Consider the following 22,920-nt stretch of genomic DNA (forward strand, 5'->3'; position numbering starts at 1 on the left):
CTAGAATTTTTTAGCTTACTTAATGTAAAGGTTATTGGCAGCCAAGTCGACAGCGATCTGCCCTACATTACCTGCACCTTGAGTAATGAGCATGTCATTGGCTTTTAATAAACGCTGCATGACAGGAGCTAAATTGTCCTTGTCAATAATCGTCGGTTCAACTTCACCGCGCAACCGAATACTACGCGCCAATGATTTGGTATCAGCGCCAGTAATTGGGCTTTCACCTGCTGAATATACGTCTAATAATAATAATTCATCAACGCTAGAGAGTACTTCAACAAAATCATCGAAGCAATCACGCGTACGACTATAACGGTGCGGCTGAAACATCATTACCAAACGACGTTCAGGGAAGCTTTGACGGGCCGCTTTAATGGTGGCATCGACTTCTTTTGGGTGATGACCATAATCGTCAATCAATAAAACATTACCATCATCAAGATTGACAGAGGCATGCTGCTCAAAACGGCGACCAACGCCTTCAAATTTTTGCAGAGCGCGTTTGATCGCTTCGTCATCCACCCCTTCATCAGTCGCCATGGTAATAGCAGCAAGTGCATTGTAAACGTTGTGAGTACCAGGAATATTGAGAGTCAAACGTAAAGGTTCACGGTCACGGCGCAGTACCGTGAAGTGAGTTTTAGTACCTTCCGTTACCAAGTCGATGGCTTGAACGTCGTTAAAAGTCTCAAGTCCAAAGGTCAGTACGGGACGACCAATATCATCAATCATCGCATACAATTCAGGATCGTCACCGCAGACCACCGCCAAACCATAGAATGGCATATTTTGTAAAAACTGAATATAAGCGGCTTTTAATTTATCAAAACTATTCTCATACGTTTCCATATGGTCTTGATCGATATTGGTGACAATCGCGGCCATCGGATGTAACGATAAAAACGACGCATCAGACTCATCGGCTTCTGCCACCAAGAAACGACTGCTACCCAGTGCAGCATTTTTACCAGATGCATTCAACTTACCGCCAATCACGTAGGTAGGATCGAGTTGCCCTTCTGCCATCATGGTAGTCAACAAACTGGTCGTCGTGGTTTTGCCATGAGCACCAGCAACAGCGATACCGTGACGATAACGCATCAACTCGCCCAGCATATCGGCACGGCGAACCACTGGCAAACGCGCTTCTAGTGCCGCTTTTACTTCAGGGTTGCTGCGATCAATCGCTGACGATACAACGATGACATCAGCATTAGCGATGTTCTTAGAATCATGACCGATCGCAATATCAATACCAATCTTTGCCAAACGTTTGGTCACTAAGCTCTCAGCGATATCAGAACCACTTACTTGATAACCTTGATTGTTCATCACCTCCGCGATACCGCACATCCCCGAGCCACCAATACCGACAAAATGCAAATGCTGAATACGACGCATTTCTGGTATTTCAATCAAACGCTTAGGTAGAGCTTTCGCAGGGTTAGACATAGGGCTTCTCTTTATCAAAGGCTAATAAAATTTAGTGTATCAAAATAATTGGTAATAAAAACAGTCAGTTATAAGAATATAGGCTACAGCGTTTGCCAAATAATATCAGCAACTTGCTTGCTCGCACTTCGATTGGCAAGGGCATGGCCTTTTTTGGCCATCGCTAGGCACTTCTCTCGATTAAGGGCAGCAAGCTCATTGCTCAAACGCTGCGCTGTCAACTCAGACTGCGGTAACAAAATCGCCGCATCGTGTGAGGTTAAAGTGCGGGCATTAGCAGTCTGATGGTCATCTACCGCGTGCGGCAGCGGTACAAAAATTGCGGCAATACCAACGTTCTGGATTTCCGTAACCGTCAATGCGCCTGCTCGGCAAACAATAACATCTGCCCAATTATAAGCGGCGGCCATATCGTCGATAAAAGGCTGTACCACAAACTTGTGCATACTCAAGTCTTGCTCATCGTAAGCCGCTTGTGTGGCAGCCTCATTGTTACGCCCGCATTGGTGACGCACTTCAAAAGGCTGATTGAGCAATACCAGCGCTTTTGGCACAGTGTCGTTTAAGGCTTGTGCACCAAGTGAGCCACCCACCACCAACAATTTGAGCGGTGAGTTGTCATTAACATCATAACGCACCGTCGGTTCAGAGACACCAGTGATGGCATTGCGTACTGGGTTACCCACCGTTTCAAGCTTAGCATCCTGTGCACTATTGGCAAAGGTATCCTCAAATGCTTGCAGCACCTTGGTTGCAATCTTGGATAGATAGCGATTACTCATGCCTGCAATGGCATTTTGTTCATGGATAATCAGAGGCGTATTGGTCAGACGTGCGGCGATACCGCCAGGCGCTGTCACATAACCACCGAAACCGACAACTATGTCAATTTGATTATTACGAATCACCTTTATAACTGCCATCGTCGCTGACAATAAAGTCACTGGCAACTTCAATAAACGCCCGATTCCTTTACCGCGTAAACCCTGCATCTCAATCGCATGAAAAGGATAACCAGTCGGTGCAACCAAGCCATTTTCCATACCATTTGGCGTGCCTAGCCAATGAATAACCGCACCACGCTGAGTCAATTCCTCAGCCACTGCCAGTGCTGGGAACACATGCCCACCAGTACCCGCGGCCATCATTAATATATGCGGTGCTTTCATGAACGCCTGCCTATCTTTTCTTTATTTATATGAAGGACTTATTATCCTATAATCATCTTAGTCATCAGCCAATAATGACCCTATAAAATCTCGCATAGTATAGTGTAAATCGTTGGCTGATATATAGCACTTTATGCACTGTCAATAACAAAAATCCAAGCCGCGAGCAATCACGACTTGGCTTTTATAAATACTATCGAAAAATCATAAAAGCATCGTTTATAAATGACGTTTTATCGCCTTTTTATGCGCTATGAAAAGATGCTGTTTATCAATCTATCTTAGCACACTGTTTTTTAAGTATTGTGCGCATAGCTTAGTGATAAATCACTCTATCCTTACAGTGTTGCGCAAACTGCTACTTTATTCTCAATGGCGATGATAAAATCGGTCGCAATATCTGTACCGCATTGATCATCAATCTCACGTACACACGTTGGGCTGGTGACATTAATCTCGGTAATACGACCACCGATTAAATCGAGCCCGACGAACATTAGACCTTTTTCTTTAACAATAGGTGCCACGACTTCTGCCACTTGACGTTCGACATCAGTGAGCGGCATCGCAATACCGCTACCACCCGCCGCAAGATTACCACGGGTCTCGCCTTTGGTAGGAATACGCGCCAAGCTATAATCGACTACTTCACCATCAACGATCAACACGCGCTTATCGCCTTCTTTGATCTCTGGCAAATAACGCTGCGCCATAATCGGCAAGGTTTCAAGCTCGGTTAAAACCTCAAGCGTGACACCGATATTTGGACTATCGGCAGTCAAACGGAAAATACCCGTGCCGCCCATACCATCTAATGGCTTAACAATGACGTCTTGCTGCTCAGCGATAAACTTGCGAATATGCGCCTGTTTACTGGTCACAATCGTTGGGCTCATATAATCGCTAAACCAAGTCGCAAACAGCTTTTCATTACAATCACGTATCGCTTGTGGGTCATTGACCACTAGCACGCCTGCCGCTTTGGCATGATCAAGCATATAAGTGGCATAAATAAAACGCATGTCAAACGGCGGATCTTTACGCATCAACACCACGTCATAGTCGCTGATTGGCGCTGTCGCTTTATCCTCTAATGTATAAAAATCTTCAGGATCACGCTTGACGGTCACTGGCTGCGTATCAACCATCAGTTGCCCACGATCCAACCACAAATCATGAATCTGACAATAGCCAAGGCTGTGCCCACGGTCTTGTGCCGACCACATCATAGCAAGGGTCGTGTCTTTTTTATAATTAACCTGCTCGATAGGATCCATAATAACGAGTATGTTTAACGATTTTTTTTGATTTTCTTGGCTCATGATAAGGCTCACTTACGTTATATTATTAATACAGAACAGCTTCGAACTCAGTACCCAACTATACGCCGTACTGCGCGCGATAATGTTGCATCTTGGCAAGTTGGGTCGCATCTTTATGCTGACCGCTTTGTACGCCATGGTCATCTGCCAAATAACTGATTAAATCATCGATATCGACGAGTGCACGCACTGGTACCTCTAATGTCGACGCCAGCTCTTGAATAGCAGAATGCTCAGCCTGACCTTTTTCTTTACGGTCAAGGGCAACGATAATACCAGCAACGCTAGCGCCTGCTTGCTCTAAAATCTCAACCACTTCGCGCATCGCCGTACCAGCGGTAATGACATCATCGAGTACCCAGACTGCTTTACCACTAACGTCAGCGCCTACTAAGTTGCCACCTTCGCCATGAGTTTTGGCTTCTTTACGGTTATAGCCCCACTTGGCATTGATACCATGATGAATCCATAAAGCTTGCGCGGTTGCTGCCACAAAAGGAATACCTTTATACGCTGCCCCAAATATCACCAGCTCCTGCTCATCTGTACCGTTATGACTAGCAGCCATTTGCTCAGCCAAGGCATCAGCATAACCACACGCGAGCAACGACAACATCTCACCCGACGCCAGCAAGCCTGCATTAAAAAAATACGGACTGATACGACCAGACTTGAGGACAAACTCGCCAAATTTGAGAACTTGATTGTCTAAAGCCAGTTGGATAAATTGATGTGAGGAGAAAGAAGGGTGTTGCGCATTAGGCATTGAGGCATTAAGCATGGAAGCGTTCCTATTGACAAAAAGAAGAGCAAAAAATTGGCGTTATTGTACGCATTATTGATCAGCTTGACCAACCATTGATGTCGTAATCCTGCATGTTAGGATAACGAGTCAATAGGCCACTGCGCGATGAGAGATTAAAATAACACTGACCGTCATCGCTCACTTGTATCTCCCAACCTAAATGATACGCGGCAACAATAACATGTCCTGTAAAAATGCGTATTTGACGGTAGGCATGACGCTGCGATGGCTCACAAATGATTTGACTCAGCAGATAACTGCGTATGTGCTGACAGATTTGCGCGGCGCTATAGCGGTGATTGATACTTTTGCGTGTCTCGCACTGCCTCAATGCATGGACAGCGACGCTACATGCCATAATGTCAGTAGCCAAACTGCCCTCGCCTGTCTCAAATTGCTGCGGCTGCAACACCACCTGCCAATCTTCGGCGTAAACACTGTTGAGCAACTCATCTGGATTATACCGTTTGGTCAATACACGGAAAGAAGACTGTGTGTTTTTAGCATTACTACTAACGCTCGTATCGGTACTTACAGAAGAGCCATTCAGTGCAAAACCGTAACGATGCAGTTTTGGATAAGCACGAAGCGCCTGCTGAATATCAGCCATGTCGAGCAAAGTCATACCATGTAATGATGATAATAATGGTTGCGCGCTGTGATTGTGATAAAAGCTGTCTGGAAACTCGACAAGCTCTGCCGCCCGCAATAATGACAGATGCTCGCCCAGTACTTCTGAAGCAATCAGCGCCCATTTTGACAAGCTGTGTTCTTTAGGCTGATAAAAACGCGCAGAGCGACCATAAAGTCTTTGCAATTGACCATTTAAGCGCCTAGCAGGCTCTGGAATATCGCTCAAGGGTCTGGCAGGATCAAGTGCCAAGCGACTCGGGTCAAAATTAGGATGTACAATCGCAGGTTGGGTACTATCTGGCAAGATAGACGACTGCTCAGCATTGCCTTCTGAAGTTATACCGCCTGCTGCTGTAAAATCAGCACTGGGTAAATGATTGTCAGAAGTAGAAGGCTGGGTCATGAAATCTCCATAGACTATAAAATATAAAAACAATTCTAATTAAATCAAACTGGCATATTACTCTTGATGTTGTTCTTGATGGCGCAAAATATCACGGTAACCGACTTGCCAATCAGGATATGCCAACCAAGCTAATGGAATATTACTGTGCAAGCGTTTCCCCGTAACCGCTACTTTTTTATCGTCAAGAGCAGGAGGCTTTTCATTGATCTGCTGACTTAACCAGACGCCCAACTCTAAAGTCGTGACTGGCGCATAATCAGTAGCAATATAAAGGGGCTTGGGCGCATCGATAGTCAGTACGTTAGCGATGATAGCGACCAAATCGCGATCCATAACCCGATTGCTCCAATGCGCGGCTGCCACTGCTTCCTTTTGTGGCTCGCGGGCTTTACGCAGACGCATGAGACGCGCGCGTCCATAAATACCGCTTGGACGAATAATAATGGCTTTATCATCAAAGCCTTGTTGCAGGACTTGTTCTGCTTGCAATATCACCTGCGATGCTTCACGCTCTGGCGTCACAGGTGCAGTATTGTCATCAATCCATTCGCCATTATCTTGCCCATAAACACCCGTTGATGAAATAAAAACAATGCGTGAAAGGTTGTTAAGTTTGTCCGCAAGCGTTGCCAAATGCTGGCTAATTGCTAAGTAGCTATTATGATAGCCGCTGGTCGAATAATCATCGGGGGTAACGATAATCGCTATCGCCGTAAAATCTCGCAGCTGCTCAGCCGTCAGAGTCAATGCATCGGCTTGCATAAATTCAGCGTTATCATCCAAAGAGTAATGATGGCGCTCACCACGAGCCAAACCTGTGACATTCAAGCCGTCCTGTGCCAGCTGGTTGCTGACTGGCAAACCAATATCACCTTGACCGATAATCAATAAATTTTGCGTACTCATCATTTATCCTTTATTCGAACGCCATTTCTAATGACTGCTTATACATCTTTTTAATAACCTATACATCTTTTCAGTAATAAATGTTAAAAATAGCGTCTGTACGACAGCTGTACGTCTTCATTGGCATCAACACGATCTTGCCATTCGTAGTTGGCATTAATGCGTAATGCTTGTTTTTTATCGATATCATACTGCAGCCCTAATGTCGATATCGGCTGCCAATAATGACCACGCACGTTAGAGTCATCGCTGCTGCCATGATACCAATATGGCAGTTGCAATTCAGCCTGCGCGCGTAACTGATTGTTAATCTGATAACGACAGCCTGCATTGACGCCAGCACCAACGCGAAAGCCTTTATTGATACCGCGCCCTGCCTGCGCTGTGCCGGACAAAAAGGTATAGCATAGCTGCGGCGGCATCTCGCCTGTACCTGTGCGAGGCGTGCCAAATGCCCATGACCAACCTGATTCATAGCCCAAGCTCCCAACTAAATGATCGCGACCGTCTTGCTGGGAGCCATCATTCACACGCGTCGCCTCGATGCTGGCGCCCCACGTTTTGCCTTTTTTGGCAGAATTGACCGGATTAAATGAGCGCCCACGAATCAATGTCACATTTTGCAAAACCACACTGTTTGGCTGATTGGCTTTGTCATTATCGGTGTCGTACAGACGCAAAGTCGCAGATGCGCCTTCTAAGTCAAAAAACTGTGGGAATCCTGAGGGACGATCAAGAATATCATGATAGCCCGCTCGTAAGCCTAAATCGATATAGTTATTATCACCGCGCTGCCCTAGTCCCATATGAGCCAGTTGCAGCGGATGTCTGTCTATTGGATTATTATCTGATACCGCTATATTAGGCTGCAATAACGTCTGTCCATCAGCTGACATGCTCGAAACCGCATTAAGTTGGGCAGATTTAATCTCATTGATCGTCTGCTTGGCGCTGTTGTGATAGCCGAATTGCTCGCGCTGCTCTTTGACCTTGTTTAACTGCGCTTGGCGTAAAGTGCTATCAGCAGGGGTATAGTTGGTGCTGGCAAGTAAGCCTTCATCATCAAGCAACTGCACGACATCTGAGGGAATCACGGCATAAGGCAGGCGACTCAATAAGTGCTGCTGCGGACGCACCACATCAATTAAGCGCAAAATCTCAGACGCACAGTTATCTGTGGTGAAGTAATACGGCAATTTTAAATCTTTGGTTTCCCAAACGTGTAACATAATCTGCTGCACTTCCGCTGGTGTCAAATCCAATTGATATGTCCACGCATCGCGCTCATCTTCTTGCAGATATTTCGCCAGCCTTGCGGGATAAGGATCAATTTCAATGAGATTGTCATAACCGCCGGTCATTGACTTGATGGCATACACCACAAAATTGTCTTTTGGATTACCACCAACCGTATAATTCAACGCAACCGCGTGATGAATCTGGCTCGGATCAGCCACGCTCGATTTTGAGTCGATACGCAATAAGGTATGAGCAAAGGCTGATAAAGGGTTGTCTAAATATTCTTGGGCAAACATGATAGATAGCTGCTCGGGGGCGATCTTTTGCATCCATTCATTCAACTCCGGACAGTCAACTTGTAGCGTCGCCTTATCAATGTTCAATGTATCGGTCAACCATTGTACACGCGCTGGAAAACGACATAATACCGAATTGTTGGCAGTATCTTTTTTGAAAGTACGGTTATTCGTTGTCGCTACCTCATTAGCGAGGGCGACGAGTAACGCATCAAGCTCGGCATTCGAGTCTTGCCGACCATGCTCACTCAAAAAAAAGTCAGCCTCATCAACCATACTGGTGTCTTTTTTCTTACCAATCAAATTCTTTTGATCATCAAAGAAATATAACAAACGTCGCCATGTCGTATCTTGGGCTAAATTTTGTGTTGCTGCTTGCTCACGCCACTTGACTAATAATTGCTCAACGTTACTTTTTTCTAGCCCTTGGGTGTCTTCTTGAGCAGCATTATCTGGCGTATTATTAGCGATTGCAGCAGCTTGTGGCGTAGGCGCTAATGCTCCTGTCGTTACTAATGATGCTGGGGTTGGCAAAAAAGCTTGCGCTTGTGCAGAGAGTAACAATCCTGCAATAGCAAGTGGTAAACGCGCTCGTTGACTCATAGTAGTTAGGGTACAATCTACAGATAAAAAATTAGGCTTTAGAGACATGGGGTAAACCTCGCACGTTATTATTCATACGCCGATAGCGTGATTGATGGCTGGTTGATAATGCCGATTGGATCGTCCACTAAAATAATCTCAAAAACCATATACGAGCTAGATCATTGAAATATCTTAGTCAAAGTGGCTGTTATCAAAGTTGTTACTATCAAAGCTACTGTTACCAAGGTAGCTACTGTCAGAATGGCTATTAATTGATGAAAAAAAAATGGCTAACAACCAGCAGTCAATGCCCACTTATTAATATCATGATAAAAGAGAATATTATGTCCATAACACCAATAACGATTAACGATGGCAGATTATCTGCCGCCACATACCTTGCATCACCAAACTGCAATCTGCGACCAACAGATATGAGTATTGATACTATTGTTATTCATAATATCAGCCTACCTCCGAACGAGTTCGGAGCATCTGATGCTGACGGCATCCACTACGTTAAAGCATTATTTACTAATCAGCTAGACTGGGCGGCGCATCCCTATTTTCAAACGATTAAAGGCGCGGAGGTTTCGGCTCACTTATTTATCGAGCGTGATGGCACGATGACTCAGTTTGTCAATTTTAATAAGCGCGCGTGGCATGCTGGACGCTCTAGCTATTTGGGTCGCCCTGAATGTAATGATTATAGCATCGGTATTGAGCTTGAAGGGTCTGATTTTGTGTCCTTCACCGCCGCACAATATGAGGTACTTGCAAAAGTGGTCTGTGCCATTTATGCCACCTACCCCAAAACTCGTCGTCATCTAACAGGTCATAGCGATATTGCCCCTGGTCGCAAAACAGATCCCGGTGATTATTTTGAATGGGCAAAATTACGTGAGATGGTCGCCAACATTCTTGAAGGTTAAGTTGTATGGATAATTATTTTGTCAATCTTGTTACAAGCTCTATTAACTGTACGCATCATATTCCACATCCAATCCATTTATCTCGATTATGAAAATGCTATAATTCGTCAGCTTTTTGATAGCAGCAACTTAGTAAACAACCTTCATTAAACAAATTAGCACAATAGGTTCTCATGGCAAAAAGTCGGTTATTTCGTTCAACCATGGTGGTCAGTAGTATGACCATGCTGTCTCGTATCTTAGGTCTGGTACGCGATGTCGTATTGTTAGGCGTCTTTGGCGCTGGTGGTCTGATGGATGCCTTTTTAGTCGCCTTCAAAATCCCAAACTTTTTGCGGCGTTTATTTGCAGAAGGTGCCTTTAGTCAAGCCTTTGTCCCTGTGCTATCTGAATACAAAGAAAAATATAGTTTGCAGCAGGTACAAATCTTAGTCAGTCGTACTTCAGGCGCTCTGTTGTTAATTTTGTCGATGCTTACCGTCGTTGTTATTTTAATGGCACCTTGGGTCGTGACTTTATTCGCGCCTGGTTTTGCTGATCAACCAGGTAAATTTGCTATTACCGCTGAATTACTGCGTCTGACCTTTCCTTATTTGCTATTTATTTCTATGACCGCCTTTGCCAGTGGCATTTTACAAAGCTACGGACGCTTTGCTGCGCCTGCTTTTGCACCCGTGTTATTGAACCTATGTATGATTGGTGGCGCGCTAATTTTTGCCCCTATGTTCGATGTTCCTATCATGGCGCTAGGCTATGCAGTCGCTATCGCAGGATTGTTGCAATTCTTACTGCAGCTGCCGCAGCTATGGCAACAAAAGCTGCTGGTCGCACCCAAGGTTGACTTTCAGCATGAAGGCGTTCGCCGTATTTTAAAACTCATGCTGCCTGCCATCTTTGGGGTCTCTGTCACTCAGATTAATTTACTGCTCAATACCATTTTTGCGTCATTGATGATTGGCGGTTCGGTTTCTTGGCTGTATGCCGCAGAGCGTATGAGTGAGCTGCCATTAGGCTTGATTGGCGTGGCAATCGGTACAGTCATTTTGCCCAGTTTATCGAAAAGCGAAGCCCAAAAAGATGATGTTAGCTTTAAAAAGACCATCGATTGGGCGGCACGCTTAATCATTTTAGTCGGTGTCCCTGCATCAGCAGCGTTGTTTATACTTGCCGATGTACTGATGCAAGCACTGTTTTTGCGCGGTGAATTTACCTTACGCGATGCGCAGATGAGTTCGCTCGCATTACGTAGTATGGCTGGTGGCATTTTAGGCTTTATGCTTATTAAAATCTTTGCCCCTGCTTTTTTTGCCCGTCAAGATACCAGAACACCTGTAAAAATCGGTATCATTTCTGTCTTTGCCAACATGATTTTTAGTATCATTTTCATCGGTATATTTTATTTCTTAGAGATTCCACTACATGGCGGCTTGGCCTTAGCAACCACGGGCGCAGCTTTTGTGAACGCAGGCTTATTATATTACTTCTTACATAAACGTGATATTTTCCGCTTTGGCAGTCATTGGAAAAAACTATTCACCCAGTTTGCGATTGCGACCAGCGCTATGATTGGCGTACTTTATGTCATGCTGCCTTATTTCCCTAGCGATGATGCGCAGTGGCGACGTATCGCCGCTTTGCTCATTATGTGTGCCGTAGGGGCGCTGGTTTATGGCGTGGTATTACTAGCCACTGGTTTCCGTCCGCGCCAGCTAAAGCATGGTTAAGCAGCTTCACTTACGAAACCAAAACAAGCTTAGTAAGAGAATGGATAGTGAAGGATGCGGATAGTTGCCATAATTAACCATTAACGAATAAATGAAATCTGAGGGCTAATAATGATAACCGAACGAGCAACCTTACTACGCTTACCAACCATCCTGACTGCTGGTGTCCTTAGCACTGGACTGCTTTTAAGTGCTTGTAGCGATAACGATAAGACAGCTAATAGTGCCGAAGATACGGCAGCCATCGCTGAAGGCAGTGCTGATGAAAGCATTAATGCTGAAAATAGCGCTGCTAATCAAACGTCAGCAGTGGATGCGAATAGCACAGTTGACAGCAAGCAGGCGGCTGAGAGTGGTAAAGATGAAACGGCTATTGATAGTGATGATATCAATCCAGTCACTTCTGCGCCCAAGCAAAAGAGCCTCGTAACCAATACGACCCAAGCTGGCACACCAGAAGATACTGTAAAGCAAGCACTAGATAGCTTGTATTATGGCGAGGTAAAGGAAGCTGTTAAATATTATAAAGTAGATATGGCAAACTTCGAAGAAGAGCTGGCTAAAACCCAGTATGCCTTTCAGCAAACGGTTGATGGCGTCACTATTACCGATACTAAATACAGTGATGATAAAACCCGTGCCACCATCATTGGGGAGCTGATGCTAAAAGGACAAAGCGAACCTGCACCATTGACCTATCAGCTACAGAAGATAGAAGGTCAATGGAAGATCTTGGGTTAAGCTATTTTAGCTTACTTATCTGAATCATCATCCGATGTCACCGCTTTACCCAGCATTACAACATCAGCGATAAAGCTTTGCATATCACACACTTTTGGCATATATCCCCATTGCTCAAAACCAAGCTTACGGAACAATCCTAAGCTTGGCTGATTGTGCGCAAAAATAAGCGCGATTACATTATGAATGCCTAGGCTTGGCGCTTGTGTCAACATCCAGCATGTCAATAAGCTGCCCAACCCTTGACCGTGATAATCCTGATGCAAGTAGATACTAATCTCAGTGCTGATATGATAAGCCGGTCGTGCATATAAATCGCTAAAGCTACCCCAAGCGACGATTGTTGCTGTCTCTGTTTTCGCTGCATTCTGCGTGGTCTTATGCATCGCTTTTACGACATAAATAGGACGCGTCGGACTGTTTATATGCTCATCAAACCAATCTGCACGCTCTTCACAAGTCACTGGGGTAAGATTGGCAGTGGCTTGCTTACCTGCAATAGCCTGATTGTAAATCGCCAAAATCTCTGACAAGTCGTCTCTACTTGCACGCTGCACGACAAACTCATCAGTGAGATAGTGTTCTAACAAAACAGTTGGTACAGCATTCAAGGCAGCAACGGACATAAGGTCTCCGTAATTATTAATTAATAGTCTATGAGTGATAATTGTTGCAAGACAATCCATCCATAAAGAGGGTCATTACAAAAGCATGTGGACAAACATCACGGTATTTTAAGATGACAGAGCGGATAGCGCCATACTTTTATTGTCAGTAGACTATAGGATGTTAGTGTGGTCATTTTACTTTATAATGGCTGACTTTAAACACATTGATTTTGGTACGGGTGTGTTTTTTATCTGGTTTTATCTATCATAGCTGAAAATTTATGAACACCTATTTTCTTGAGCAACTGATTGCCTCGCCAAGTAATTTGACTGCAAATACTAGCCCAGTAAATTTAGCGCCCTGTGTGCTCACTATCGGTAACTTCGATGGTGTCCATCTTGGTCATCAAGCGATGCTTGAACAAGTCCGTGATATTGCGCATGCACAAAATCTTGGTTCTGCTGTCATGATATTTGAGCCACAGCCTCGTGAATTTTTTGCGCCAGCCACCGCGCCTGCTCGACTCACCAATCTCGCTGAAAAACAAGCTTTGTTAGCGGAATATGGCGTTGAGACCTTGATTGTGGCAGGATTTGATGCAGAGTTTCGCTCGCTATCCGCCCAAGCATTTGCGGATATTTTAGCCCTGCGCTTAAATGTCAAAGCGTTGGTGTTGGGTGATGACTTCAAATTTGGTCATGACCGTACTGGCGACAGTCAGTTTTTACGGAATTATGGCTTAGATGTGACCAACCTACATACCGTCATCGATAATAGTGGTAAAGCGGCACGTATCAGCTCTACTCGCGTTCGAGACTTACTATTGGCTGGTGATATTGACGCTGCTAATGCGCTACTTGGTCGCGATTATGCGATTACAGGAATGGTCGTTGGTGGCGATAAAATAGGTCGCACAATGGACTTTCCTACTGCAAATATTGACCTACAGCGTTTAAAACCTGCCCTGCATGGTATCTTTGCTGTTGATGTCGTCAGCCTCGACGAGGATGGGAAAGTGATTGCTGATGGCTTATCGGCACTTGCTATAGATGGCAAATCAGGTATCTCAGGATTACGTTCCAATAGCCTCTTTGGGACAGCCAATATCGGCACCAGACCCTCTGTCGATAAACAACATGATTGGCGTTTGGAAGTTCATTTCCCAGAATTAAATGCCGATTTATATGGATCAACTTTACAGGTTCGATTTTTGCATTATTTACATGGTGAACGACATTATGATGGCTTAGAAGCATTAAAAACAGGCATCCATAATGATGTGAAAGCATTGATTGAGTGGCGAGAGCAGCAGCCCATTTAGGTTGCTATTAAGCTTAAATGCGACCCTCGATATCTATAATTTATAAAAAAACCCACAGCGTTTATAACGTTAGTGGGTTTTTATTTAATGGGGTTTTTCTAAGCATTTGGATGCATACGTACGTTTAAGTCATCGATGACCTCTACCCATTCCGCATCTTTTTCCCATTCTTCTTGTAGAAAAGTACGCTGATTGTCTGTCCAAATGCTCGCTTCTATCAACTTCTCTTCTTTATCCAACTGATTATTTTCGATAAAACTGTCAATCGCTGCATCTGAGCTATCAAGTCCCAACTGTGCAAATAATTCATTCATATTGTATTCTGGTTCACCCAACATGTTTTTCTCCTTAAATGGTACGAGTGTCTTTGTGTTTATTATCTAAATTGACACATTTATTGTAGCAAGCTTTATTTTAATAGCTGTTAATCAACGTGTATCTAACGTTATCAATTGTATTTGGATAGGCAGACAAGACATAAAAAAGCCCTCTAATATAGAGGGCTTTTTTAGATCAATTTCTATATAACAGCTTTATGACATTGGCTGCTTATGGTAGTAAATGAGCGACCGCATCACGTTCTTCGCTAAGCTCTTGCTCAGTCGCTGCCATTTTCTCTTTAGAGAAATCTGATGATACATCAACGCCGTCTACGATAGACCAGTCGCCGTTAGTGCACGTGCATGGGAATGAGTAAATCAAGCCTTTTGCGATACCGTATTCGCCGTTTGAATAAACGCCCATTGATACCCAATCATTCTCATCAGTACCCAATGCCCACGTACGTACGTGTGCAATGGCAGCATTGGCAGCAGAAGCGGCAGATGATGCACCGCGTGCTTTAATGATTGCTGCGCCACGTTGTTGTACTTCTGGGATATAAGTCGCTTCGTACCATTCGCGATCAACCAAATCTAATGCAGGCTTACCGTTGACAGTAGCAGCAGTCAGATCAGGATACTGCGTTGATGAATGGTTGCCCCAGATGATCATTTTTTTCACGTCATTGACGGTGCTGTCAGTTTTGCCAGCCAACTGTGCCATGGCACGGTTGTGATCTAGACGAGTCATCGCAGTAAAGTTACGTGGATCAAGATCTGGTGCATTACGCTGAGCGATAAGGGCGTTGGTGTTGGCAGGGTTACCAACAACCAATACTTTTACGTCACGGCTTGCAACGTCATTCAGCGCTTTACCTTGTGCTGAGAAAATTGCAGCGTTGGCTTCTAGCAAATCTTTACGTTCCATACCTGGACCACGCGGACGTGAACCGACTAGCAAAGCATAGTCAACATCTTTGAATGCAACGGTCGCATCATCAGTCTGCACAACACCTGCTAATAAAGGGAATGCACAATCTTCTAATTCCATGACCACACCCTTTAGGGCGTCAAGTGCTGGAGCGATTTCAAGCAATTGCAAAATAACTGGCTGATCTTTACCTAGCATCTCGCCAGATGCAATACGAAATAACATAGCATAGCTGATATTACCAGCGGCACCAGTGACGGCAACACGTAAAGGCTGTTTCATTGACATTGAATACTCCCTAATTATAGATTAGATAATTCATGATTCTGATTGATGGTTCTAATTGATGACTATCGTTGTAAATAGCGACTTGCCTACTGAATATAGCAGTCATAAACCGAGAGCTAGTGTAGCACTTCGTTCAGCAAATCGTCTAGAGACAATAAGACGCCGACCACCGATTATATTGTTACATTTTATACGGGAGGATTTTTATACCTACTGTAAACCTATACGGATACAGTGCTAGAAAGCAATAAAAGGCAGCTGATAACAGCATTGAGAAGCGTTGTATACAGTGGATACAACACTTAAAATAAGCGAGTATTATTAGGGCGTGTCCTCAATTCAAACAATAAGCATTTAAATAGGCTAAAAAAACTATTTTCCACCCGAAATGACGAACTTACTGCCACAATTATTCACAACATTATGACATGTGCCAAATTCGCTCCCTTCATAACAAATATGGATATCCGTCAATGTTGATTGACGACGACTGCCCGCTTGGCAAATCAAATCAATACTGTTTGAGGACATACCGCTGTTAAGCTGGGTCATTTGACTGATAAATCGAGATTTAGAAACTGTATAGCTATTACCCGTATTAAGCTCGTTAGGCAGCTTTAATGCGCCAGCGTAATTGGTAATCTGGCGGAAATAACTACTGGCACTAAGCGGACTACACGCCCCATAACGCTGCCAAGCTTGGCTACGCACTGTCGTATCAGGCATAATACGGTTGACGACTTTTAACTGTAACGGTGTCAGACGTGGCTCACTACCGCGTCCACAGCGCTCACCATAGCCCATATCTAAACCTGATACTGTCAACGAATAACCTTCCAAGCATTGACGCATGCGGGCACGTGTCGGCTGTATGCTACACAATGCTGGCGTCATCTCAATCATCAACACACGCTGTCCGCTCTTAACAGCGCTCGCGGCATGTACCGGCATCATCATAACGCCTTGCAATATCACTAATGCACCGATACTTAGCATCGTATTTAGTTTATCCATAGATGTATTAGTTATCGAGCTTGATTGGTTTAAATCTGGCGTCAGAGTAGATAGCGAGCGCACCTGCATCTGCTGAATAGATGACTGATGCCGAACTTTGGATAACAGAGACAGATTGAAATATTTTTTGATCATAGGGGCTGAAGGCATCTAGCAATGATAAAAACATGGGCTATCGTTTAGCTCATAGTGTTCGACGTATAAACACTGATAAAACTAAGAATAGAGCTAACAAAAATGTGTGCGTTGATTGATAAGCACTTATTATAAGCACGTATAAAAGACACTAATTGATGCAATGGTAGCAAAACGTTTTTTTTAATCTATAGCAGAAACGTAAACATAAGCTAATGATAGCATCAATAGTACAAAAATATCGCAACGTTAGCATGTCATCATCAGCGAGGTTGGGCGTCGAATTAGGCATCGCGTCAAGACAAAACTAGTTTTGATTGCACGATCAAAAGTGACATAAAAAAACCATTAATGATTGCTCACGAATGGTTTTTTTAATTTATACATTAGCATTTTAGAACGCGGCAGGTATCGTGCCCATGCGCTGGCTAATAGGCTGACTACGACCTAATAGACTGCTATAAATGGTGGCATTTTCCATCACGTGTTTAACGTAATTACGGGTTTCAGGAAAGGCAATCGACTCGACGTACTGGTCGGCTGCGAGCGAACCATATACTGGTTGCCAACGCTTGGCATTGTTCGGACCCGCATTATAGCCAGCCGTTGCCAACACAGGTTGACGGTTTAGCTTACCGAAAATATCACCCATATACCACGTGCCATAACGAATATTGGTATCGCCACTATTGGCACGGCTGGCGCTATAGGTCTCACCCAAATTTCGAGCAATATATTTTGCCGTGTCAGGCATCACCTGCATCAAACCACTGGCACCAACGTTTGAGCGTGCTGATGCAACAAAACGACTTTCTTGACGCATGATGCCATAAGCCCAAGCAGGATCGATACCAGCAGACTGACTATAACGTACGACTGCATCTTGATGCGGCATCGGATGTGATAACGCTAAGCTGTCTACTCTATCAGTATTATCAACAGCATAAATTGCTCGGTCGAGCCAGCCCATATCATAGGCTTGACGAGCAGCGGCAATAATCAAGTTATCATCACGCTTGTCGCGCGCCTGCTTTACCGCCCAGTTCCATTCACGATTGGCATAGGCACGGCTGGCGTCAGCATTATATAGAGCAAAAGCACGCGCAAAGTTGGCATCTTGCATGACACGTGCGCGATCAGCGGTACTGACATTTGGTAAGTTATTACCACCCAAACGACTGGCATCAAAACGCTGACCCACTTTATCCTTTGCCATTAAGCCATAATAGTCATTATTTTTTGCCAAGTTTTGATACATTTTTTTAGCAGTATTACGCTTGTTAGCATCGCTCGATTGCTCGTAAGCGCGAGCCAGCCAATATTGCCACTGGTCACTTTTTTGGGTTTCAGCCTCCATTTTTGAGATGGCTTCGACCACATCGTCCCAGCGGCTAAAGCGAATCGCTGCCATGGCATAATCTTCGGCTTCTTCAAAATTAAAATCTTCGTCTAGGCTATTGCGGAACCAGTCAACCGCCTCAGCATTAAAACCATCATCCGTATTATGATTCATACGTTGCACCCCAAGGATGCGATACGCATAGCGACGAGTCTCCCCATTCAACAATTTAACTGAACGCTGATTGTCTTGCTTAACATCAAAATCTAACTGTAATGCAGCTTCACGGTAAGACTTGTCAGCAACGCGTCCCATAGCATATAGATATAAGTATTGATTGTTTTGACTGGCAGGTTCTCGACTAAAACGGCTAAAAAAAGCAGACGGATTCAGTTGAATCTCACTCAATGCTGAATAAGCAATGGGCGTTCCTAAACGTGATGACAATGCCATAATGTCACCCGTTTTACCTTTACGTAGCATACGCTTGAGCCGCGCCGCGCGATCCTGATTGCTAATCAGCGCGTTATTATTCATCTCCATCGCGAGCTGGTCACACAAGGCTGGCTGCTTTTTGGTCGTCAACCAAACTTCAGACTTGGCTGCCATAGCCCGCATAGTATCGCCACCATTATTGAACCCAAGCGCAACCGCACAGCGCTCACTGGCATCCGCATTGGTAATTAAATTCGCAACTTGGCGTACTGAGGCGTAATCATTGGAGCCTGCTTTAGTCTCAGCAAAATCCGCCACCAGCTTTTCTGCCATCACCGTATTTGGATATTGACGCACAAACTGTGATACCGCCGCCGAACTTTGCGAATTAAGATCTAAATTCATCCGCCAATAAGTGGGATACATAGCAAACAAACCGCCGCTCATTGCTTGCTCATAATTGTATAAGGCACTGACATCACCGCGTTCTGCCGCAATTGCCGCTGCTGTAAATGAGCTCACACCATTGTCTGACTGATAGCCACTGTTTTGTTGATAGCTGCCTTCTTGCTGATAACTGTCCTCTTCGCCCCACGTCAGCTCAGCACAAGCCACCTGTGACAATCCTAGCGCACTCATTGCTGTCGCCAAACTTAACGCACTGACTCGTAGCGTCCTTGCTTTCAATCGTTTTGCATCTTCATTTTGCTTAATAGATTCTCTATCCTTGATGCTATGAGCAACCTGCGGCTTTGTCATACTGACTCTCTTTGTAATGTGTCCAAATGATTTGGCTAAATAATATGTTTAGCATAACAATGCCAAAACGGCGTAAATCGCGATTTAATCAATCGCGCTAATATGGTCGCATTCATCATACTATACTCGTTGCACTTTCAACCATCACCTTTACCTTTTGTTAATAAATACGATAGCACGGTGTAACATAGAAGTGATAGCAAGCCATAATTTTTGCCAAACGCGTTACTAGTAGCAGTAAACAATTGATACTATTATAAATAATTTATCATGACGACCAACAATTGACCCTGCTAATTTTTCACATTGTCATAGGGTTGTGATAAAATACGCCACCTGTTAATCACCTATCACGCTATATTTTTAGTCAATCATGGACTTATCCTTATGAGTGTTACTGTATTTAATCCCCGCATCGATGACACTGCTGTCGCTGAAACAACCGCTACTGCGCCTGCTGTCACTGCACTCAAAGAATCAAGTTCAGCCCAAGCACCTGTCAAAACAGCGACTAAAAAAGTCTTTGTCACCACGCAGGGCTGTCAGATGAACGTCTATGATTCTGGCAAAATGCTGGACGTGCTCGGTGATTCCCACGGTATGGAAGTGACGCATGACATTGATGAAGCCGATGTATTGCTGATGAATACTTGCTCTATCCGCGAAAAAGCGCAAGAAAAGGTGTTTTCAGAATTGGGTCGCTGGCGCAAATTAAAAGAAAAGCGTCCTGATCTTGTGATCGGTGTTGGCGGCTGTGTTGCCTCTCAAGAAGGTGATAATATTCAAAAGCGCGCGCCTTATGTCGATATGGTATTTGGCCCGCAAACCTTGCATCGTCTACCAGAGCTGTATGATCAATCAAATGAGCAGCGTGAAATCGCGCCTAAAAACCGTATCGGTACGATTGATGTGTCATTCCCAAGTATCGAGAAGTTTGACTTTTTACCAGAGCCAAAAGTAGAGGGATTTAAAGCTTTTGTTTCTATTATGGAAGGCTGCTCGAAGTATTGCTCATTTTGCGTGGTGCCTTATACCCGCGGTGAAGAATTGTCACGCCCACTTGATGACGTATTGGCTGAAATTGACAGTCTTGCCGCTCAAGGTATTCGTGAAATCAACCTATTGGGTCAAAACGTCAACGGCTATCGTGGTGAAAAAGATGACGGCAGCATTTGCCGATTCGCTGAGCTGTTACATTATGTCTCACATGTCGATGGCGTTGAGCGTATTCGCTATACGACCAGCCATCCACTAGAGTTCACCGATGACATCATTGATGCGTATGCACAATTACCAGAGCTAGTATCGCACTTACATCTACCCGTACAAAGCGGTTCAAACGCTATCTTGGCAGCGATGAAACGCAACCATACGATTGATGTGTATATCAATCAGATTAATAAACTTAAAGCCATTCGCCCTGATATTCACTTATCGAGTGACTTTATCATTGGCTTCCCTGGCGAGACGGATCAAGACTTCCAAGATACACTAAACTTGGCAAAAGAATTGAATTTCGATCATTCTTACAGCTTTATCTACTCTAAGCGTCCGGGCACGCCAGCAGCAGAATTGCCAGATGATGTGAGTTTCAAAACTAAAAAAGAGCGCTTGGCAGAATTCCAAAAAGTCATCATTGATTCAACACTAGCGAAAACGCATGAGATGGTTGGAACCACCACTCGTGTCTTGGTGGAACAAGTTGCCAACCGTCATCCTGATTGCTTAATCGGCACAGCGGATAACACTCGTACGGTCATGTTCCCTCATGATGTCGAAAAAATGGATGAGATGTTGGGTAAACTCGTGAGCGTACGTATTACTGATTTCGTCAGTCCACATATGGTCAAGGGTGAGCTAATAGAAGTATTGGCGTAACCGTTATATTATAAGTTTGAGTAAAAACAAAAAAGCCGTTCGCTATGATAGTGAACGGCTTTTTAATTCATAAAGTGGGTTAGTTTTATCAAGCTCTCAAAGAGAGTGCAAACGATACTTAACTTTCTAAATGATTGCTGTAAAGACATATTCAGATATTGACTTTTGAACACAGTAAAAGTGCTATAACACAAAACACTTCATTAAGATCTCATTAATATATTCCTCATTATCTTTCAATGCCATTGGTTCTATTCCATAAGTTTGAAAACCAAAATTTTTATAGAAATTAATAGCAGGCTTATTATCATCAGCTACAGTAAGTAAAATTTGTTCCACATATTTTTTACTATACTCCACAACTTCCCTAAGCAATTGACTTGCTATGCCTTTTTCTCGGAATTCAGGTTCAATGAATACACTGGATAGATACGCTTTATGAGAAAACTTTATTCCAGTTTCTTGTGTGAAGGTGGCTAAACCTATGATTTTATTTTTATGATAGGCACCAAATACAGTTGAACTTGATAAGCAATTTTCAAAAAAAATTGGGGGTTTTGCTACTTCTGCTACATATGTAGATCCAAACATTCTTGGAGATTTTTCTAGAGCTGAAAGTCTGATAGTTCTGAAATCGTTAAGCTCATTAACACTTAAAATTTTTATCTCAATATTTAACATACGATCATCTGCCCAATCATAAAATACCTAATAGATCAAACTAAGCTACCTGTCTCAGTGTGCAGGGTGAATTACTTTTGTCAAGCTCACGTAGAAAGCGCCGATAAAACGTAACCCATTAGATTCGTTTTTTAAACCACAAAACCATTTATTACTTCAGCCAATAAAGCGGCTGCAATGATGATAAATATGACGCCGCAACCACGATTGAGCCACGCTAAACGATTGCCAACATCGAGCCAACTTGCCAGTTTTGTACCACCCAAGGTATAAACGATTTGCCAAATTGTTTCACTTAAGAACAACCCTATCGTTAATAAAAAATATTGCGGCCATAACGGCGCACTAAAATTGATAAATTTGGGGAAGAAAGCGGCAAAAAATAAGATGGCTTTGGGGTTGGATAGCGATACCCATACACCTGTACGAAACAAGGTCACATTGCTTGGCAAGATTCTCACCGCTTCGCTTGAGAGCGAACGTGGCTGCGGTGTACCAGCTGTATCTTCACTGTCAGAAATAGAATATTCAGCCGCGACTTCTTCGCTCATTTCACGAGCATCACTCATCAAGCTGCCATCGCCTACATCGCGCCAAGAGCTAATACCCAGATAGATTAAATAAGCCGCACCCACTGCTTTAATGATTGTCAACAACCAAGGCGACTGGCGACTAATCACATCGAGTCCAAGTAGGGTCGAAAGCAGTAATATAAATAGCCCAAGGCTCAGTCCTGCCAGCGTCCACAATGTGCGCTTTACGCCATAGTTCATGCCATACTGAAACGCGAGCAGCATATTGGGACCTGGGGTCGCTGAAATAAAAAACGTACTTGCAAAGAATACTGCAAACAGATGCCAAGACATCGACCAACCCCTACTTTGTTATTTATAAAAATTTATCGTAATAATGCCAAACTGCTAAAAAATAAACACCGCCATAACGACGGTGTATTTTATGCTAACTCGTCACTTGCTGATAACAGAAAGGAACACTT

Annotated in this window: 19 protein-coding genes; 5 read left to right on the forward strand and 14 right to left on the reverse strand. The window is 43.9% G+C overall.

The window, feature by feature from the left end; translation table 11 throughout:
- Positions 1–15: 15 nt before the first annotated feature.
- The 7 genes from murC to JMW94_RS02295 all read right to left on the reverse strand — a co-directional run bounded on the left by murC (position 16) and on the right by JMW94_RS02295 (position 8,882).
- Positions 16–1,455: a UDP-N-acetylmuramate--L-alanine ligase gene (murC, locus tag JMW94_RS02265; RefSeq protein ID WP_201600493.1), complete on the reverse strand. Its 1,440-nt coding sequence runs from the start codon at positions 1,453–1,455 to the stop codon at positions 16–18.
- A gap of 83 nt (positions 1,456–1,538) precedes the next feature.
- Positions 1,539–2,624 carry an undecaprenyldiphospho-muramoylpentapeptide beta-N-acetylglucosaminyltransferase gene (gene murG / locus JMW94_RS02270; protein WP_201600496.1) on the reverse strand — a complete coding sequence of 362 codons (1,086 nt, stop codon included), beginning with the start codon at positions 2,622–2,624 and terminating at the stop codon, positions 1,539–1,541.
- A gap of 338 nt (positions 2,625–2,962) precedes the next feature.
- The gene (gene gshB, locus JMW94_RS02275) at positions 2,963–3,946 is read right to left on the reverse strand and encodes a glutathione synthase (RefSeq protein WP_201600499.1); all 984 of its coding nucleotides are present in this window, start codon (positions 3,944–3,946) and stop codon (positions 2,963–2,965) included.
- A gap of 58 nt (positions 3,947–4,004) precedes the next feature.
- The gene (gene pyrE, locus JMW94_RS02280; RefSeq protein ID WP_372886432.1) at positions 4,005–4,727 is read right to left on the reverse strand and encodes an orotate phosphoribosyltransferase; all 723 of its coding nucleotides are present in this window, start codon (positions 4,725–4,727) and stop codon (positions 4,005–4,007) included.
- A 61-nt stretch (positions 4,728–4,788) separates the two neighbouring features.
- Positions 4,789–5,787, reverse strand: coding sequence for a hypothetical protein (locus tag JMW94_RS02285; RefSeq protein ID WP_201600502.1), 999 nt, complete (start codon positions 5,785–5,787; stop codon positions 4,789–4,791).
- Positions 5,788–5,844: 57 nt separating this feature from the next.
- Positions 5,845–6,696: an SDR family oxidoreductase gene (locus tag JMW94_RS02290; protein WP_201600505.1), complete on the reverse strand. Its 852-nt coding sequence runs from the start codon at positions 6,694–6,696 to the stop codon at positions 5,845–5,847.
- A gap of 83 nt (positions 6,697–6,779) precedes the next feature.
- Positions 6,780–8,882, reverse strand: a complete 2,103-nt coding sequence (locus JMW94_RS02295; RefSeq protein ID WP_201600507.1) for a DUF4105 domain-containing protein — start codon at positions 8,880–8,882, stop codon at positions 6,780–6,782.
- Between the two features lie 278 nt (positions 8,883–9,160).
- On the opposite strand from JMW94_RS02295, the gene ampD reads away from it, so the two are divergent.
- From ampD to JMW94_RS02310, 3 genes are all read left to right on the forward strand, one after another.
- Positions 9,161–9,748 carry a 1,6-anhydro-N-acetylmuramyl-L-alanine amidase AmpD gene (gene ampD, locus JMW94_RS02300; RefSeq protein ID WP_201600510.1) on the forward strand — a complete coding sequence of 196 codons (588 nt, stop codon included), beginning with the start codon at positions 9,161–9,163 and terminating at the stop codon, positions 9,746–9,748.
- A gap of 173 nt (positions 9,749–9,921) precedes the next feature.
- Positions 9,922–11,472 carry a murein biosynthesis integral membrane protein MurJ gene (murJ, locus tag JMW94_RS02305; RefSeq protein ID WP_201600513.1) on the forward strand — a complete coding sequence of 517 codons (1,551 nt, stop codon included), beginning with the start codon at positions 9,922–9,924 and terminating at the stop codon, positions 11,470–11,472.
- 111 nt (positions 11,473–11,583) lie between these two features.
- A complete protein-coding gene (locus tag JMW94_RS02310) occupies positions 11,584–12,213 on the forward strand; it encodes a hypothetical protein (RefSeq protein WP_201600516.1) in 630 nt (209 codons plus the stop codon).
- 11 nt (positions 12,214–12,224) lie between these two features.
- Here the strand turns inward: JMW94_RS02310 and JMW94_RS02315 are convergent, their stop codons facing one another.
- Complete coding sequence (locus JMW94_RS02315; protein ID WP_201600519.1) at positions 12,225–12,839, reverse strand: GNAT family N-acetyltransferase; 615 nt, start codon at positions 12,837–12,839, stop codon at positions 12,225–12,227.
- A 263-nt stretch (positions 12,840–13,102) separates the two neighbouring features.
- On the opposite strand from JMW94_RS02315, the gene ribF reads away from it, so the two are divergent.
- The gene (gene ribF / locus JMW94_RS02320) at positions 13,103–14,143 is read left to right on the forward strand and encodes a riboflavin biosynthesis protein RibF (protein ID WP_201600521.1); all 1,041 of its coding nucleotides are present in this window, start codon (positions 13,103–13,105) and stop codon (positions 14,141–14,143) included.
- Between the two features lie 98 nt (positions 14,144–14,241).
- On the opposite strand, the gene JMW94_RS02325 is transcribed toward ribF, so the two are convergent.
- The 4 genes from JMW94_RS02325 to JMW94_RS02340 form a co-directional block, all read right to left on the reverse strand.
- Positions 14,242–14,481: a DUF2789 domain-containing protein gene (locus JMW94_RS02325; RefSeq protein WP_201600523.1), complete on the reverse strand. Its 240-nt coding sequence runs from the start codon at positions 14,479–14,481 to the stop codon at positions 14,242–14,244.
- A 211-nt stretch (positions 14,482–14,692) separates the two neighbouring features.
- On the reverse strand, positions 14,693–15,676 hold the full coding sequence (locus tag JMW94_RS02330) for a malate dehydrogenase (RefSeq protein WP_045454237.1): 984 nt from the start codon (positions 15,674–15,676) through the stop codon (positions 14,693–14,695).
- A gap of 378 nt (positions 15,677–16,054) precedes the next feature.
- A complete protein-coding gene (locus JMW94_RS02335) occupies positions 16,055–16,696 on the reverse strand; it encodes a ribonuclease T2 (RefSeq protein ID WP_201600525.1) in 642 nt (213 codons plus the stop codon).
- Positions 16,697–17,225: 529 nt separating this feature from the next.
- Entirely contained in the window at positions 17,226–19,364 is a 2,139-nt protein-coding gene (locus tag JMW94_RS02340; protein ID WP_201600527.1) for a lytic transglycosylase domain-containing protein, read from the reverse strand.
- Positions 19,365–19,751: 387 nt separating this feature from the next.
- Here JMW94_RS02340 and miaB point away from each other — a divergent pair, with 387 nt between their 5' ends.
- The gene (gene miaB, locus JMW94_RS02345; RefSeq protein WP_201600529.1) at positions 19,752–21,242 is read left to right on the forward strand and encodes a tRNA (N6-isopentenyl adenosine(37)-C2)-methylthiotransferase MiaB; all 1,491 of its coding nucleotides are present in this window, start codon (positions 19,752–19,754) and stop codon (positions 21,240–21,242) included.
- A 183-nt stretch (positions 21,243–21,425) separates the two neighbouring features.
- Here miaB and JMW94_RS02350 read toward each other — a convergent pair whose 3' ends face one another.
- Complete coding sequence (locus tag JMW94_RS02350) at positions 21,426–21,923, reverse strand: GNAT family N-acetyltransferase (protein WP_193837003.1); 498 nt, start codon at positions 21,921–21,923, stop codon at positions 21,426–21,428.
- A 131-nt stretch (positions 21,924–22,054) separates the two neighbouring features.
- Complete coding sequence (locus JMW94_RS02355; protein ID WP_201600531.1) at positions 22,055–22,789, reverse strand: LysE family translocator; 735 nt, start codon at positions 22,787–22,789, stop codon at positions 22,055–22,057.
- Positions 22,790–22,920: the final 131 nt, after the last annotated feature.

It is taken from the genome of Psychrobacter immobilis (assembly GCF_904846185.1).
Lineage (GTDB): Bacteria > Pseudomonadota > Gammaproteobacteria > Pseudomonadales > Moraxellaceae > Psychrobacter > Psychrobacter immobilis_B.